General features: G+C 63.1%; 16 protein-coding genes. 10 read left to right on the top strand and 6 right to left on the bottom strand.

Features of this window, described 5'->3' with window-relative positions; all coding sequences use genetic code 11:
• Positions 1 to 28 precede the first annotated feature (28 nt).
• The 5 genes from EGO55_RS07905 to ssb all read left to right on the top strand — a co-directional run bounded on the left by EGO55_RS07905 (position 29) and on the right by ssb (position 4,108).
• Positions 29 to 676, top strand: coding sequence for an ankyrin repeat domain-containing protein (locus EGO55_RS07905; RefSeq protein ID WP_021689971.1), 648 nt, complete (start codon positions 29 to 31; stop codon positions 674 to 676).
• 1 nt (position 677) lies between these two features.
• Entirely contained in the window at positions 678 to 1,346 is a 669-nt protein-coding gene (locus EGO55_RS07900) for a COQ9 family protein (RefSeq protein WP_021689972.1), read from the top strand.
• 69 nt (positions 1,347 to 1,415) lie between these two features.
• Positions 1,416 to 1,655, top strand: a complete 240-nt coding sequence (locus EGO55_RS07895; protein WP_021689973.1) for a FeoA family protein — start codon at positions 1,416 to 1,418, stop codon at positions 1,653 to 1,655.
• Entirely contained in the window at positions 1,655 to 3,541 is a 1,887-nt protein-coding gene (feoB, locus tag EGO55_RS07890; protein ID WP_021689974.1) for a ferrous iron transporter B, read from the top strand. Before EGO55_RS07895 ends, feoB begins: the two co-directional genes overlap by 1 nt.
• Positions 3,542 to 3,556: 15 nt before the next feature.
• Positions 3,557 to 4,108: a single-stranded DNA-binding protein gene (gene ssb, locus EGO55_RS07885; RefSeq protein WP_021689975.1), complete on the top strand. Its 552-nt coding sequence runs from the start codon at positions 3,557 to 3,559 to the stop codon at positions 4,106 to 4,108.
• Positions 4,109 to 4,195: 87 nt separating this feature from the next.
• Here the strand turns inward: ssb and EGO55_RS07880 are convergent, their stop codons facing one another.
• Positions 4,196 to 4,729, bottom strand: coding sequence for a YceD family protein (locus EGO55_RS07880; protein ID WP_021689976.1), 534 nt, complete (start codon positions 4,727 to 4,729; stop codon positions 4,196 to 4,198).
• Positions 4,726 to 5,244, bottom strand: coding sequence for a ubiquinol-cytochrome C chaperone family protein (locus tag EGO55_RS07875; RefSeq protein ID WP_040715534.1), 519 nt, complete (start codon positions 5,242 to 5,244; stop codon positions 4,726 to 4,728). Before EGO55_RS07875 ends, EGO55_RS07880 begins: the two co-directional genes overlap by 4 nt.
• A 154-nt stretch (positions 5,245 to 5,398) precedes the next feature.
• Here EGO55_RS07875 and EGO55_RS07870 point away from each other — a divergent pair, with 154 nt between their 5' ends.
• From EGO55_RS07870 to EGO55_RS07855, 4 genes are all read left to right on the top strand, one after another.
• Positions 5,399 to 5,854: an outer membrane protein assembly factor BamE gene (locus tag EGO55_RS07870; protein ID WP_021689978.1), complete on the top strand. Its 456-nt coding sequence runs from the start codon at positions 5,399 to 5,401 to the stop codon at positions 5,852 to 5,854.
• Between the two features lie 102 nt (positions 5,855 to 5,956).
• Positions 5,957 to 6,532: an ATP-dependent protease subunit HslV gene (hslV, locus tag EGO55_RS07865; RefSeq protein WP_040715536.1), complete on the top strand. Its 576-nt coding sequence runs from the start codon at positions 5,957 to 5,959 to the stop codon at positions 6,530 to 6,532.
• A 19-nt stretch (positions 6,533 to 6,551) separates the two neighbouring features.
• Positions 6,552 to 7,853: an ATP-dependent protease ATPase subunit HslU gene (hslU, locus tag EGO55_RS07860; protein WP_021689980.1), complete on the top strand. Its 1,302-nt coding sequence runs from the start codon at positions 6,552 to 6,554 to the stop codon at positions 7,851 to 7,853.
• Positions 7,854 to 7,875: 22 nt separating this feature from the next.
• Positions 7,876 to 8,079 carry a DUF1737 domain-containing protein gene (locus EGO55_RS07855; RefSeq protein ID WP_040715539.1) on the top strand — a complete coding sequence of 68 codons (204 nt, stop codon included), beginning with the start codon at positions 7,876 to 7,878 and terminating at the stop codon, positions 8,077 to 8,079.
• 41 nt (positions 8,080 to 8,120) lie between these two features.
• Here EGO55_RS07855 and EGO55_RS07850 read toward each other — a convergent pair whose 3' ends face one another.
• The gene (locus tag EGO55_RS07850) at positions 8,121 to 9,545 is read right to left on the bottom strand and encodes a peptide MFS transporter (RefSeq protein ID WP_021689982.1); all 1,425 of its coding nucleotides are present in this window, start codon (positions 9,543 to 9,545) and stop codon (positions 8,121 to 8,123) included.
• Positions 9,546 to 9,553: 8 nt separating this feature from the next.
• Positions 9,554 to 11,374 (bottom strand): ABCB family ABC transporter ATP-binding protein/permease, encoded by a 1,821-nt coding sequence (locus EGO55_RS07845; RefSeq protein WP_021689983.1) that lies wholly within the window; start codon positions 11,372 to 11,374, stop codon positions 9,554 to 9,556.
• A gap of 93 nt (positions 11,375 to 11,467) precedes the next feature.
• On the opposite strand from EGO55_RS07845, the gene EGO55_RS07840 reads away from it, so the two are divergent.
• A complete protein-coding gene (locus tag EGO55_RS07840) occupies positions 11,468 to 12,385 on the top strand; it encodes a glycosyltransferase family 2 protein (protein ID WP_021689984.1) in 918 nt (305 codons plus the stop codon).
• Here the strand turns inward: EGO55_RS07840 and EGO55_RS07835 are convergent.
• Positions 12,351 to 13,820: an oligosaccharide flippase family protein gene (locus tag EGO55_RS07835; protein ID WP_021689985.1), complete on the bottom strand. Its 1,470-nt coding sequence runs from the start codon at positions 13,818 to 13,820 to the stop codon at positions 12,351 to 12,353. The two genes, EGO55_RS07840 and EGO55_RS07835, sit on opposite strands and share 35 nt — an antisense overlap.
• Before the next feature lie 3 nt (positions 13,821 to 13,823).
• Entirely contained in the window at positions 13,824 to 14,852 is a 1,029-nt protein-coding gene (locus EGO55_RS07830) for a glycosyltransferase (protein WP_021689986.1), read from the bottom strand.
• Positions 14,853 to 15,163: the final 311 nt, after the last annotated feature.

Here is a 15,163-nt window from a genome sequence, read left to right as displayed (position 1 = left end):
TTCCGGGTTTTTTGAAGGAGAGTGTGCGGTGGCAACGGGCAAGTCTTGGACAAGACGGACGCTGGGGCTCAAGCGGGTTTTTGCCAGCGCGTTGGGCGCGGCCCTGCTGGCGGCGCCTGCCGTATCGCATGCCCAGTTTTCCGACAGTTACAAGTTTCTCGAAGCCGTAAAGAAAGCGGATGGCGACACCGCGACCAAGTATCTGAACGAACCCGGCACAACGATTGTCAACACCCGCGATGTCACCACGGGGCAAACCGGGCTGCTTATCGCGGTGGCCCGGCGCGATCTGTTGTGGACCCAGTTCATGCTGCAGCGTGGGGCCAATCCCAATATTGGCGACAAACACGGGGTGACGCCGCTGGTGGTGGCCGCCCGGTTGAGCTTCGTGGATGGTGTGAATGCGCTGATCGATGCGGGCGCGCGGGTGAACGATGCCAACGATACCGGCGAAACCCCGCTGATTTCCGCCGTCCACCAGAAAGATATCGGTATCATGCGCGCTCTGCTGAAAGCGGGGGCGGATGCCGATCGTCCGGACAATTCGGGGCGTTCGGCCCGCGATTATGCCCGATTGCAGGGCGAAAACAGCGCCACGCTGACCGAAATACAGGCGCGGGCCAAGCCTGCCGCCACTGGTGCGCCGGCCGGGTCGGTCTACGGGCCCCGTTTCTGATATGGCGCAGGTTGCTGCTGTCGAAGATCTGACACTGGATGATATCCGCGCGCTGTTGGCCCCGGGGATTGCCGAAAATGCGGTGTTTGACGGGTGGGGCGAAGCCGCGCTTGATGCGGCGGCGGATTCCGCCGGGATCGATCGCGCGGTGGCGCAATTTGCCTTCCCCGATGGGGCGCTGCAGATGATCACGGCCTGGATCGAAGGAATCGATGCCGCCATGGCGCAGGCCTTGCCCGCCAGCACGCTGGCCGACCTTTCGGTGCGCGAACGAATCCGGCGGTTGGTGCAGTTCCGGCTGGATGCGGTGGCCGGGCACGAGGAAGCGGTGCGGCGCGCGCTGGCTATTCTCGCCATGCCGCAGAATGCCGCTGCTGCCCTGCGCCGCGGCTGGGCCAGCGCCGATGTGATGTGGCGGCTCGCCGGTGACCGGACGAGCGATTACAACCATTATACCAAGCGTACGATCCTGGCCGGGGTCTATGCCGCGACACTGGCGGTATTCATCGACGATGCGAGCGAGGGCAAGGCTGATACCGCGGCATTCCTCGATCGTCGGATTGCCGGGATCATCCGGTTTGAAAAAGCCAAGGCCCGTATGACCTTGCCGCCGGAACAACGCTTCAGCATGGCCCGTTTTCTGGGGCGCTTGCGTTACCCCAATCGCTGATCGCTTTTTCGCGCGCCGCATTAATGCGATTTAGTTGCAATATACCGGGCGATCTGGCAGCGGGTTTTCATGACACTGGAAGAGTTACCCATCGGAATTCGCGCCCGTGTGACGGGTGTCGACTGGTCCGTGCTTGATCCTGATGAAGCGCGGCGGCTTCGCGCCATGGGGCTTGATGAAGGTGCGCGGGTGGCGGTGTCGCATCGCGGCGTCTTTGCCGGTCGCGATCCCTTGTCTGTGATGGTCGGGCGCATGACTGTGGCTATTCGCCGTGCGCATGCCCGGGCCATGCAGGTGGAGGCACTCTGATGCGTTTGCGCAGGGCCGCGCTCGTCGGCAATCCGAATGCGGGCAAAAGCGCGCTGTTTAACGCGCTGACCGGTGCCCGTCAGAAAATCGCCAACTATCCCGGCGTGACTGTGGAACGCAAAGCCGGGCGGCTCACGCTGCCATCGGGCGAACCGGTGGAACTGATCGATTTGCCCGGTTCCTACGCGCTCGACGCGGCCAGCCCGGACGAGGAAGTCACGCGCAAGGTCGTGATGGGTGAATTCCCCGGCGAGGCGCAGCCCGATGTGATGGTCGTCGTGCTCGATGCGTCCAATCTCGAACAGCATCTCGTCTTCGCACAGGAAATCATCGAACTGGGCCGACCGACGCTGGTCGCGCTCAATATGGTCGATCTGGCAGAGCGCGATGGCCTGGTGCTGGATGCCAAGGCACTGGAACAGGCACTGGGTGTGCCGGTGATCGAAACCGTGGCGGTGCGTCGCCGTGGGCTGGCCGAACTGGCCGCCGCGATCGAAACGGCGGAACGCTCCGCCTTGCTGGAACCCGAAGGGCATCCGCGCCCGCACATCACCTTGCCCGAACGCCGCCTCACCGCGCACAATATCGCGCAGGGCGCGATTCTGTCGGAAACCGCACAGCATCGGCTGCATTCGCGGCTGGACAATATCCTGCTCAATCCGTGGATCGGGCCGGTTATCCTGCTGGCGCTGCTGTTCGTCATGTTTCAGGCGGTGTTTGCCTGGGCCACCCCGTTTGCCGATGCGCTGGAAAGCGTGATCGGCTGGGCCATTGCCTGGGTCGATGCGACGCTGCCCAACAGTTTTCTGGCGAATATTCTGCCCGCAGGCGTGCTCGGCTTCCTGCATGATTTCCTGACGCAGGGCGTGCTGAACGGGGTTGGCTCGGTGATCGTGTTCCTGCCCCAGATCGTCATCCTGTTTGCCTTCATTCTGGCGATGGAAGCCAGCGGCTATATGGCCCGCGCGGCATTTCTGATGGATCGCCTGATGGCCTATGTCGGCCTGTCGGGACGCAGTTTCATCCCCTTGCTGTCCAGTTTCGCCTGCGCGATTCCGGGCATCATGGCGACCCGTTCGATCGCCGATCCGAAAGACCGGCTGACCACGATCCTCGTCGCCCCGCTGATGACCTGTTCGGCCCGTCTGCCGGTCTATGCGGTGATTATTGCGGCGTTCATCCCCAATACCAAAGTCGGGCCGGGCATTGGCCTGCAGGGGCTGGTGCTGTTCGGGCTCTATCTCGCCGGGATTGTCGGCGCGATGGTGGTGGCCCTCATCCTGCGCCGTTCGGTGACGCGCGGTCAGGCCAGCGGCTTCATCATGGAAATGCCGAAATACCAGATGCCGCGCCTGCGCGACATGGCGATCGGCCTGTGGCAGCGCGCGTGGATCTTCCTGCGCCGCGCGGGCACGATTATTTTCACGGTTACCGTGCTGTTGTGGCTGCTGCTCAGCTTCCCCAAGGCCGGGCCGGGGGAAAGCCAGGTCGAAGTCTCGGTTGCCGGGCGCATCGCCAGCGGGATCGAGGTGGTGGTCAAACCGATCGGCTTCAATCACGAAATTGCACTGGCGCTGGTTCCGGCCATGGCAGCCCGCGAAGTGGCGGTATCGTCGCTGGCCACGACTTATGCGGTCGGCGCCGAAAACGAGGATGAAGCCGCGCTGGCGCTGGGTGAAAAGCTGTCTTCGCGGTGGAGCCTGCCCACGGCACTGGCCTTCCTCGCGTGGTTCGTCTTCGCGCCGCAGTGCCTTTCCACCATTGCCGTGGCGAGGCGTGAAACAAACGGGTGGAAATGGCCCGTCTTCATGTTGCTCTACCTCTTTGCTCTCGCCTACATCTTTGCGGGAATCACCTATTGGAGCGCCGTGGCGCTAGGATTGTAGAGAGGCAGAGTTTTCATGGCAGGCAGCGTCAACAAGGTCATTCTGGTCGGTAACCTTGGCGCCGATCCGGAAGTCCGCAGTTTCCAGAACGGGGGCAAAGTCTGCAATCTGCGCATTGCCACCTCGGAAAGCTGGAAAGACCGCAACAGCGGTGAACGGCAGGAACGTACCGAATGGCATTCGGTCGCGATCTTTTCCGAAGGGCTGGCCGGCGTGGCCGAACGCTTCCTGCGCAAGGGCAGCAAGGTCTATATCGAAGGCCAGCTGCGCACCCGCAAGTGGCAGGACCAGTCGGGCAATGACCGCTACACCACGGAAATCGTTCTGCAGGGCCCCGGCGCGGTGATGACCATGCTCGATGGCGCCCAAGGCGGCGGCGGTGGCGGTGGTGGCGGCCAGCGTGGCGGCGGCTTCGGCGGCGGCAATGATCGCGGCGGCGGTTCATCCGGCGGCGGCTGGGATCAAGGCGGCGGTTCGGGCGGTGGCTTCGGTGGCGGCTCGGGCGGCGGCGGCAAATCTTCCGGCGGTGGCTTCAGCGACGATTTCGACGACGATATCCCGTTCTGAACCCGGTAACGGCGCCGTTCTTGTGTGCGGCGCCTGCCATGGCCACGATACCGGGTTGGCGCGATTGCCCAACCCGGCGTTTCCATGTCAGTCTTTCTTGCCGCCCTTCAGCGCGGCCAGTGCCGCGAACGGGCCCGTCTGGCTTTCATCCAGCAGTCCGGCGTCCTTGCGGGCCTGATCGGCATTGGGACCGGTGGCATAGGGATCGATCGCCAGCGCCAGACCTTGCGCAATCGCTTCGCCCAGATCGAACGCGATGCCGTTGTATTCGATCGAATCGCAATCGTCTTCGGACAGTTCGACCTCTTCGTCGGGATGGTAGGTGCCATGGGGGACGAAGCGGAAGGCCACAGGCTCTTCCACGCTGACCGGCAGATCATCGCCCGATACGGCGCAGCTCTGCACGAAATCGGCGCGCATCGTTCCGGTGGCGGTCACCACATCGCCTTGCGCATCCAGCGTGATGTTCGCGTCCAGCCGGTCCACTGAAACAAGCCCGAAACGCCGGGCCAGTGCGGCCCGTTCGTTTGCATCGGCCACCAGATGACGCAGGCCGTCCCCCATCCGGGCGCGTTCGACCGGGCGGGAAAATTCGGTGTGGTCTGCCGTGTTATCGTTCATCGTGCGATCCTCCCTGCCAGCAGGTCCGTTTCTTCCAGCGCGGCCACGGCCTGATGAAAGGCGCGCAGGGCCACGGCCGTTTTCGCAGGTTCGGCCCCGTCCACCAAGGTGAGATTGCGTTCGATCGCGCCGCGCAGCGCGGTATCGTCCGCTTGCGCCAGCGCATCGCGATAGGCACCCAACCGGCCGCCCAGCACGGACATCAGGCGGCCGATATGTTTGCCCACCACGACATCGCCCACGCCGGACTGGCGCAATTGGCCATCCATGTCGTCGACGAACAGTTCGGTCAGCGCCACGGGTTCAAGTTTCAATTCCGGATTCTGTTCCAGCCGGATCAGCACCACGCACAGAATCGCACTGATCATGTCAAACCGTCCGGCGACCGTGTCGGCCACGCCATAGTCCGCGTACCATTGTTTCTCGCGCGAGATTTCCACGACGCGGTGCCACAACGGGCGCATCGCGTCGCGCGGATCGTTACGGGTGCCGAACAGGCGGGAAAGCAGGGACATGATGCGGCGTGTCTCCGTCATTCAGGGACAATTCAAAGCGTCGGCGTCAAGCGCCATTGCACGGCGGGCCTTTGGGCCTTAAGGCTCAGGCCCGTATAGGAGCCGTTGCGACGACGCAATCAGCTCTGTAGCGTAATGAATCGGAGATGCAGTGATGAAGGCTTTCGGGCGGATCGGGCTGGTTGCGGCGCTTGCGGCGGCTACGCTGACGGCGGGCTGCACCACGATCAAGGACAAGCGCGGCTATGTTGCGGAAGATGTCCTGCTCAATTCGGTGCAACCGGGAATCGATAACAAGTCGTCGGTCGAAGGCTCTTTGGGTCGTCCGACGTTCGCCAGCAAATTTGGCGCCGACACCTGGTATTACGTCACCAGTGACACGCGCCAGAAGCCGTTCCGTTCGCCCAAGATCAAGGATCATTCGGTGTTCGCGGTGCATTTCGATCCGCGTGGCAACGTGATCTCGACCGAGCGTTCGGGCATGGAACGCGTGGTCAAGCTGGATCCGGAAGGCGACAAGACGCCGGTTCTCGGCAAGGATCGTTCGTTCTTCGAAGATCTGTTCGGCAATATCGGCGCAGTGGGCGCAGCCGCCCCTTCGGGCAGCTGATCGGGGTTGCCCGGCTGCTTGTGCAGTCGGGCACCGGAATGTACAGGTGCCTGAACACGGGTGCTTGAACACGGGTTGGGCGGAACCCATATCCCCGCCATCATGAACGAGCATTCCGACAGCAGCCACGGCCTGATTCAGTGGCACGGCACAACCATCATCGGCGTCAGGAAAAACGGCAAGACCGTGATCGCCGGCGATGGTCAGGTTTCCATGGGCAACACAGTGATGAAGCCCAACGCCCGCAAGGTGCGGCGCATCGGGGAAGGCGGCCATGTGATTGCCGGTTTCGCCGGGGCGACGGCCGACGCCTTTACCCTGTTCGAACGGCTGGAACGTAAGCTGGAACAGCATCGCGGGCAATTGATGCGCGCGGCGGTGGAACTGGCCAAGGACTGGCGCACCGACAAATACTTGCGCAATCTCGAAGCCCTGATGATCGTGGCGGACAAGGACGCCCTGCTGGTGCTGACCGGCAATGGCGATGTGCTGGAACCCGAAGGCACCGGCGATTCGCAGATCACCGCGATCGGATCGGGCGGCAACTATGCGCTGGCCGCAGCGCGCGGCATCGACAGTTACGAAACGGACGCGGAAACGATCGCGCGCAAGGCCATGGCCGTTGCCGCCGATATCTGCGTCTTCACCAACGACCGCGTCACGGTCGAAACCATCTGATTCATTGCACGGGCCATTCATGAACGACAATCTCACGCCGAAGGCGATCGTCGCCGCATTGGACGAACACATTATTGGGCAGGCCGAAGCCAAGCGCGCTGTGGCCGTGGCCCTGCGCAACCGCTGGAGGCGTCAGCGCCTCGATGCGGACTTGCGCGATGAAGTGACCCCCAAGAACATCCTGATGATCGGGCCGACGGGCTGCGGCAAGACCGAGATCAGCCGCCGCCTTGCCAAGCTGGCCGATGCACCGTTCGTGAAAGTCGAGGCGACCAAGTTCACCGAAGTGGGCTATGTCGGCCGCGATGTCGAACAGATCGCCCGCGATCTGGCGGAAGATGCGATTCGGCTGGAAAAGGATCGCCGCCGCGAAGCGGTGCGCGAGGCCGCATCCAAAGCCGCGATGGACCGGCTGTTGCATGCCCTGGTCGGCGAAAATGCCAGCGAGGCGACACGCGAAAGCTTCCGCCAGCGGATCGTGCAGAATGCGATGAACGATACCGAGGTCGAAATCGAGGTGGAGGATGCCCCCTCGATGCCGATGGAACTGCCCGGCATGGGCGGCAATGTCGGCATGATCAATCTCAGCGATATCATGGGCAAGGCTTTTGGTGGTGCACCGAAAAAGCGGCGCAAGCTCAAGGTGCCCGATGCGTGGGACAAGCTGGTCGATGAAGAATCGGAAAAGCGCATGGATCAGGACGATGTCGCCCGGGTCGCGCTGGCCAATGCCGAAACCAACGGCATCGTGTTTCTCGATGAAATCGACAAGATCGCCGTATCCGATGTGCGTGGCGGGTCGGTCAGCCGCGAAGGGGTGCAGCGCGATCTGCTGCCCCTGATCGAGGGGACGACGGTCGCCACCAAGTATGGGCCGATGAAGACGGACCATGTCCTGTTCATCGCCAGCGGTGCGTTCCATGTGGCCAAGCCCAGCGACATGTTGCCCGAATTGCAGGGCCGCCTGCCGATCCGGGTGGAGCTGAAGGCGCTGAGCGAGGAAGATTTCGTGGCAATCCTGTCGGACACGCGCGCCAATCTCGTGCATCAGTACAAGGCGCTGCTCGGCACGGAAGAGGTGACGCTGGACATCACCCCCGATGCGGTGCGCGAAGTGGCCCGTATCGCCGCGCAAGTGAACGAAAGCGTGGAGAACATCGGGGCCCGCCGTCTGCAGACGGTGATGGAAAAGCTGCTGGAAGACCTCAGTTTCGAGGCCGAAGACCGCAAGGGCGCGACTGTGACGGTCGACGCGACCTATGTTCGCGACCGGCTGGCCGGCCTTGCGGGCGACAGCGATCTCAGCAAATATATCCTCTGAACCGAGGAGCGCGATCGTGACGATATACCAGACCCCCGAAGACCGTCCGGTCTATCGTCTGCTGACCGGCAAGGACGATCGCGCCTTTTGCGAACGCGTGTCGGAGGCTCTGGCACAGGGCTGGCGTCTCTATGGTTCGCCCACGATCAACTGGGACGTCGCGGAAAACTGCATGAAGGCGGCGCAGGCCGTGGTCTGGCACGAAGCCGATGTGGTGAAGCGCTAGGCGCGCCACACCGGCGGGGCATCAGATATCAGGCGGCCGTATCAGGCGGGCAGCGTTGCCCCGTCCGGTTCCGGCAATTCCTGCTCCGGCCCGAAATAACGCGCCAGCGGCCCGCGCAGTACCAGCACCGCCAGCCCGGCACCGCCTACGATGGCCGCATTGATCGTCCAGAACCGGGTGGGGCTCATAAATTCGTACCACCCGCCCATATACCCGCTGAGCAGGCTGGCGGCAGAGGCGGCCAGCGCTTCGATACCCAGCATGGTGCCGCGCCATGCCGCCGGGGCACGGCTGGCATATAGCGCCAGCATCACCGGCGAGAAATAGACCGCGCCGAGATTCGAGATCAGATGAAACATGACCGGCCACAGCAGCGGCGCGCGGCCATCGGCGTTTGATACCGCAGGCGCGGCGGCCAGCCATAGAACGCCCAGCGCAAAGATCACGCAGCCGATCCCCATCTTGGTGAAGATGTCGGGTTCGGTCCCGCGTTTGGCCTGCTGCCGCCAATACCAGACGACCAGCGGGATAAACAGCGCGGGGGCCAATCCGTCGAGCGACTGCATCCACGGCACCGGCACTTCGAAACTGCCCAGCCGCAGGTTCACATGATCGCGCACCCACAGGTTGTAGACATTCCAGATCTGCGCCTGCGCCGTCCAGAAACACAGCGAGACCGGCCACATCATGAACAGCCCGATGACATTGCGCTTCTCTGTGGCGGTCAGCGTGCCGCGTTGCATCGCCACGCGCTTGGCCTGATCGGCGGGCAAGTGCCGCGATCCGAACAGATAGACGAAGAGCCCGATCAGCATGCCGAACCCGGCCACCGCGAACCCGGCATGCCAGCCATAATACTTGGCGACGATCCCGGTCACGATCGGGGCGATGAACGCGCCGAAATTGACCACGAAGCTGTAAACCTGAAACGCATCGGCCAGTCGCCTGTCGCCTTCGGCATAGAGCGATTTGACCTGCGCCTTGAGATTGCCGCGCAGCAACCCCGCACCCAGAATCAGCAGCAGCAGCGCGGGCAGGAAGGTTTCATCGAAGGCCAGCGCGAAATGGCCGCCCGTCATCAGCAGCGCACCCATGGTCACCGCAGCGCGGCGGCTGGTCCAGCGATCGCCGATCCACCCGCCGATCAGGGGGAAGAATGTCAGCAACGCCATATAAAGGCCGAAAGTCTGCGTCGCGATGCCCTGATCGGTCAGCGGGCCGGTAACGGCCTCCACCGCCGCGCGATACTGGGTGAAACCGGCGACTTTCTCGATCCGGCCGGGCTTGAGCAGTTCGCCCGCCATGTACAGCACCAGCATGGCCTGCATGCCGTGGAACGAGATGCGATCCCACAGTTCGGTGCCGGCAAGAACCCACAGGCCCTTGGGCTGGCCGAATCTGTCTGCCGGAGCGGCCGGGGGTTGCCGGTCGTGTGTGCCCTGAACCTGTGTGGGCCTGTCCCCCATCGCCGTTCCTATTCTGCAGCCTGCTCTATCGCGTCGTTTTCCGCCTGCTGGCGCGCCCACATTTCTGCATAGAGTCCGTCGTGACGCAACAGTTCTGTATGCGTGCCCTGTTCCGCCAGCCGCCCGTCGTTAAGCACGAAGATGCGATCGGATTCGGCAATGGTCGACAGTCGGTGCGCGATGGACAGGCTGGTGCGATTTTCCGCCACCCGGTGGAGCGTGGCGAGAATGTCCTGCTCGGTCCGGGTGTCGAGCGCACTGGTCGCCTCGTCGAGCAGCAGGATCGGGGGATTTTTCACCAGCGTGCGGGCAATCGCCACGCGCTGTTTTTCCCCGCCCGACAGCTTCAATCCGCGTTCGCCCACTTCGGTGTCGAAATGCTGGGGCAGCCGATCGATCAGCGGCATCAGCGCGGCGGCGCGGGCGGCGTCCTCGATCTCCTGCTGGCTCGCGCCATGGCGGCCATACCCGATGTTGTAGCCGATGGTGTCGTTGAACAGCACCGAATCCTGCGGAACGATGCCCAGCGCCGCGCGCAGGGACGCCTGCGTGACCGTGCTTATATCCTGCCCGTCGATCAGGATGCGCCCCGATTGCGGATCGTAGAACCGGAAGATCAGCCGGGCGATCGTGCTCTTGCCTGCGCCCGAAGGCCCGACAATCGCCACGTGGTTGCCGGCGGGCACCTCGAAGCTCAGCCCGCGCAGGATGGTGCGTTCGGGCTCGTAACCGAAGGTCACGTTGTCGAACACCACCGATGGCCGATGCACCACCAATGCCGGGGCACCCGGTGCATCGCGCACTTCAATCGCCGTATCCATCAGCTTGAACATCGCCGCCATGTCGATCAATCCTTGGCGGATCGTGCGATAGACCATGCCCAGCATGTCGAGCGGGCGGAACAGCTGCGCGAGGTAGGTGTTGACGAAGACCAGATCGCCCACGGTCAGCTTGCCCTGCGACCAGCCCCACACAGTATAGGCCATGGCCCCGCCCATCAGCAGGTTCACAATCAGCGCCTGCACGATGTTGAGCACACCCAGGCTGTTTTCGCTTTTGACCGCGGCCTGGGCATAAGCGCGCGTGGCTTCGGCATAGCGTGCCTGCTCGCGCTGTTCGGCGCCGAAATATTTGACCGTTTCGTAATTGAGCAGCGAATCGACCGAACGCGACATCGCCTGCCCGTCGAGATCGTTCATCTTCTCGCGCAGCGCGGTGCGCCATTCGGTGATCGTGCGCGTGGCATAGGCATAGGCCAGCACCGCGAGACCCGTGGCAATCACCAGCCCCCAGCCGAACTGGAAATAGAAGATCACCGCCACGGCAACCAGTTCGACAGCCGTGGGCGCGACATTGAACAGCAGGAAATAGAGCATCACGTCGATGCTCTTGGTCCCGCGCTCGATCACTTTGGTCACTTCGCCGGTGCGGCGCGACAAGTGGAACCGCAACGAAAGCTGATGCAGCCGCGCAAACACGTCTTCGGCCAGCGCCCGTGTGGCATCCTGCCCCACGCGTTCGAACACGATATTGCGCAGATTATCGAACAACACGCCGGTAAAGCGCCCGAGCGCGTAGGCCAGCACAAAGGCCATCGCCACTGTCGCAACTTGTCCGGCATCGCCCGACATCGCATCGACGGCGCGCTTGTAAAAGAACGGCAGGGCCAGCGTCACCGCTTTCGCCGCAATAATAAGCAGCACGGCCAGCGTGATGCGATGGCGCAGTTCGGGATTTTCCGACGGCCATAGATAGGGCAGGAAACGCTTGAGCGTCTGCCAACCATCGGCGCGATTCAGGGGTGGTCCATTGGGTGTGTCAGGTGGCATGGGCGACAGATGGGGCTTCAGGAGCGTAAGAGCAATGCTTGCCAGGCACAGGGGGACGGCGTTGACAGGGCATGCCGGGTTTGGACAGATGCGATGATGGACGAACTGGCGGTCGATATCGTGTTGCGCACGCACAACCGTGCGCCGATTCTGGAAGAGGCCGTCGAATCGCTGTTCGCGGCCGATGCCACGGGCGTGCAGTTTCGGCTCCTGCTGGTCGACAATGCTTCGTCGGATGGCACGGCCGCTCTGATCGCGCGCATGGCCACGCGTTTCGGCCCACGGCTGGTTCCCCTGTTCGAGGCGCGGCCCGGCGGCCAGCACGCGCTGAACTGCGCCATCGCCCGGGCGGAAGCGCCGATTATCGCTTTCTTTGACGATGACGAGCGCGTGGGGGCGCAGTGGCTGCAGACGATCCGGCGTGAATTTGCAAAGCCGGACACGGTTTTCATTACCGGGCCTTGCCGCCCCTTGTGGCAGGGCGCAGCGCCGGACTGGCTGCCCGCCGGCTATGGCGGGGTGTTGGGCATTATCGATTATGGCACGGCGCGTATGCGCTTCTATCGCGATTTCGGCGGGATGCTGACACAGGGCAATTGCGCGCTGCGCCGGTGGGTGTTCGATGCGACCGGGCCCTATCCCGCTGATTTGGCCACGGCGGAAGACCGCTGGCTCAATGCCTGGCTCGAAGCGGAAGGCGCGGAAGGCTATTATTGCCCGGATTTCGCGGTTGCGCACCTGATGCAGGCGGAACGGCTGGACCCCGCCTATTTCACCCGCTGGGCCGCGCGCGAAGGGCGCGATCGTGCGGTCTCCGATCATCTTTCGGGATTGCCCAGCCTGTTTGGCTATCGCTGGTACTGGACGCAGATGATGCGATCCGTGACTATGCTGGCGCTGCGCCGGGGATCGCGCGCCGATCGCTTCCGGGCGCGGCTCGATCTGATTCAGGCGCGGGCCAATGCCGCGACTGCGGTCAGACGGATGATCCGCGTCGGCGCAGGCGGCTGACCAGCGTCAGGCCACTGTGCAGCGCCAGCCTGATCTCGTGCGTGGCCGGATGGCGGCAGGCAAACAGCATGGCAATCCATGTCACCCCACCTGCGGCGGTACCGGCCAGAAGGTCAATCAAACCGACGTTCGCCGCGCCCTGGCTGTGCAGGATCAGGATCATGGGTAGCCCGGCGGCCAATGCCGATATCGCGCTCTGCGCATAGATCAGCGCCATCCGGCGCACGGGCAGCGAAAGCAGACGGGTCAGGAACGCGGCATAGATTGCCCACCAGACAAGGCCGTAGAATACGCGGCTGATCGCGGCGGCCTCGAGCGAGATCATGCTGGCCATGGCCAGTATGGTCACAGCCGCGACAGTTTCCAGCAGATTGATCCATACCAGCGTGCGGATGCGCCCCAGCAGGATCGGAATGTCCATCTGCAGCGGCATGGCAATGAACAACATTTCGCCGATCGCCGTCCAGAACAGCAAGGGCGCGACACCCGCCCAGTTGTTGCCATAAAGAATGCGCACCAGTGGCTCCGCACAAATGGCCAGCCCCGCCATCGACGCCCAGTTGAGCGCGGTGTTACAGGCCAGCAGGTGCAGATAGGGTTCGGCCAGCGGCTCACCCGCATCGCGTTTACGCGCGAAGGCCGGATAGAATACGCTGTTGATCGCCCCGGTTACGAGGGTGGAAAGCTGCCCGGCCAGGGCGCTGGCCCGGCTGAACAGCCCGGTTGCGGTGATGCCCAGCAGGCGCCCGACGATCAGATCCTGCGATCGCTGGCCCACCGCCGCGCTGGCGCTGATCAGGAACGATGCCGAACCGAAGCGCAGCAGCGGGGCGATTTTGTCCCGGCGCGGCTTCCACCGGGGGGCGACCGGGCGCATGGCCTGCGCGGTCACGGCTTTGCCCAGTGCGGTCACAACGACCCCCCAGGCCAGTGCAGTCGCGCTGTAACCCTGCGCGGCGAGAATCACGGCGGTGACATTGCCGATCAGCGCGCTGCCTGCGTTGACCCAGAACAGCCCGCGAAAATCCATATCGCGCACCAGCAGCGCGGATGACACCGTGGCGAAGGGAATCAGCAGATAGGATGCGCCAATCAGATGCAGCAGGTTCACCAGGCCCGGCTGGTCGTAGAACCCGGCAAACCAGGGTGCCCCGAAAATAAGGATGGCCGCAACCGACCAGGCGATACCTATAGTAAGCGTAAGATAGTCACCCAGCGCTTCCGGTTGCATCTGGGGCTGCCCGGATATGAAGCGGGTGACCCCCATATCCTGAAAGATCGCGAGCATCATCGCCGCAGCGAGTGCGATCGAGAAGAGACCGACTTCTGCCGGCTGGAGGAAGAAGCGCGAAATGATCACGCTCGCCGCGAACTGAATCGCGAAGGCCGTATACTGTGCGGACACAGACCAGATCGCGGCGCGGCGTATCGACATGGTTCAGGCTGCCTCGGTCTGCGGCTGTGGCGGCCGGGCGGGCGTGCGTAACAAGGCGCTCGCCAGGCGGATCGCACGAACCGGGGTCCCGAATCGGAAAAGGCGGGCAACGGTGCGCCACAACCCTTTATGAGAACCCCCGTCGGCAAGATGGCGCAGCAACATCTCAAAGCCCGCACCGCGCATGCCGATCGGGGAATAGAGCAGGGCACCCGCGATCATCCCGCGCACTTCGTGCGTGACCCCATCCCGGCCAAACAGGCTGTCGAGCCGGTCGAGCGGGGGCAGGGTCTCGAGTGTAGCGGTCGGGTCGGGCCGCCCGGCCAGACGTTCGCGATAGGCCATGCGGGCAATGGCCGCACCGGTTTGCTGTTCCACGGCGTGGCGGCTGGACACCTGATGAGGGTAATGGCGATACCGGATAAGCCGTTCGGGAATGCTGGCCATCTGCGTGCGGTTGGCGAGCCGCAGCCACAGGTCGAGATCCTCGCAATGGCGGAACGCGGCATGATATCCGCCAACGGCCTGCACAATATCGCGCCGGAACATCACGACGGGATGGCACAACAGCGGTTCGCATTGTGCGATGGCGCGAAGCAGGCCCGCATGATCGACCGGGTGTTCCGCGCCGTTGACGGGATAGCTGTCGCCGTTCTCGTCGATATCCTCGGTCCAGGTGCCCACGACGCCATAGTCGGGATGGGCTTTGAGAAAGGCGATCTGGCGTTCGAAGCGATGTGGCAGGCTGATATCGTCCGCATCCATACGGGCGATCAGCGGCGCGTGGGCTTCATCGATCAACTGGTTAAGGCTGACGATCAGTCCGCGATTCTCGCGAACGAACGGACGGATGCGCGGATCCCGTGCGGCATAGCGTTCTATTATGGCGCGGCTGGAATCAGTGGACCCGTCATCGAGAATCAGAAATTCGAAGTCGGCAAAGCTCTGTGCGAGAATGCTTTCGATCGCTTCTGCAAGGAATCGCTCGCCATTGTAGACGCTCATGGCAACGGAAAGAGTCGGGGTAGGCATGGTTAGCAGGGTCTCGATAGCGCAAGCATTTCCGGCGTTTGTACGCGTTTTCGTCTAGTGTCCCAGAGTAAACAAACAATGAGGGCGGGCGATAGCGTGATTCCCGGCACAAGAGGGGAGCGGACCAGGGGGCTACCGTTCCAAACCTCTGTGGTTGAGATAGTTTCTATTATAAATCAGTTATTTAACCTCATTCCGCAACAAAACTGCAAAAAGTTGGTTGACGGTATGGGGGTGTAGGCTTAGAGGGCTGTTCACCGGACGGGGCGGCGCGGTTTAGCGCTTCTCGGACGGTCGCCAAGAGATACGGA

Source organism: Caenibius tardaugens NBRC 16725, assembly GCF_003860345.1.
Taxonomy (GTDB): domain Bacteria; phylum Pseudomonadota; class Alphaproteobacteria; order Sphingomonadales; family Sphingomonadaceae; genus Caenibius; species Caenibius tardaugens.
This window is presented reverse-complemented; position numbering and strand designations above follow the sequence as displayed.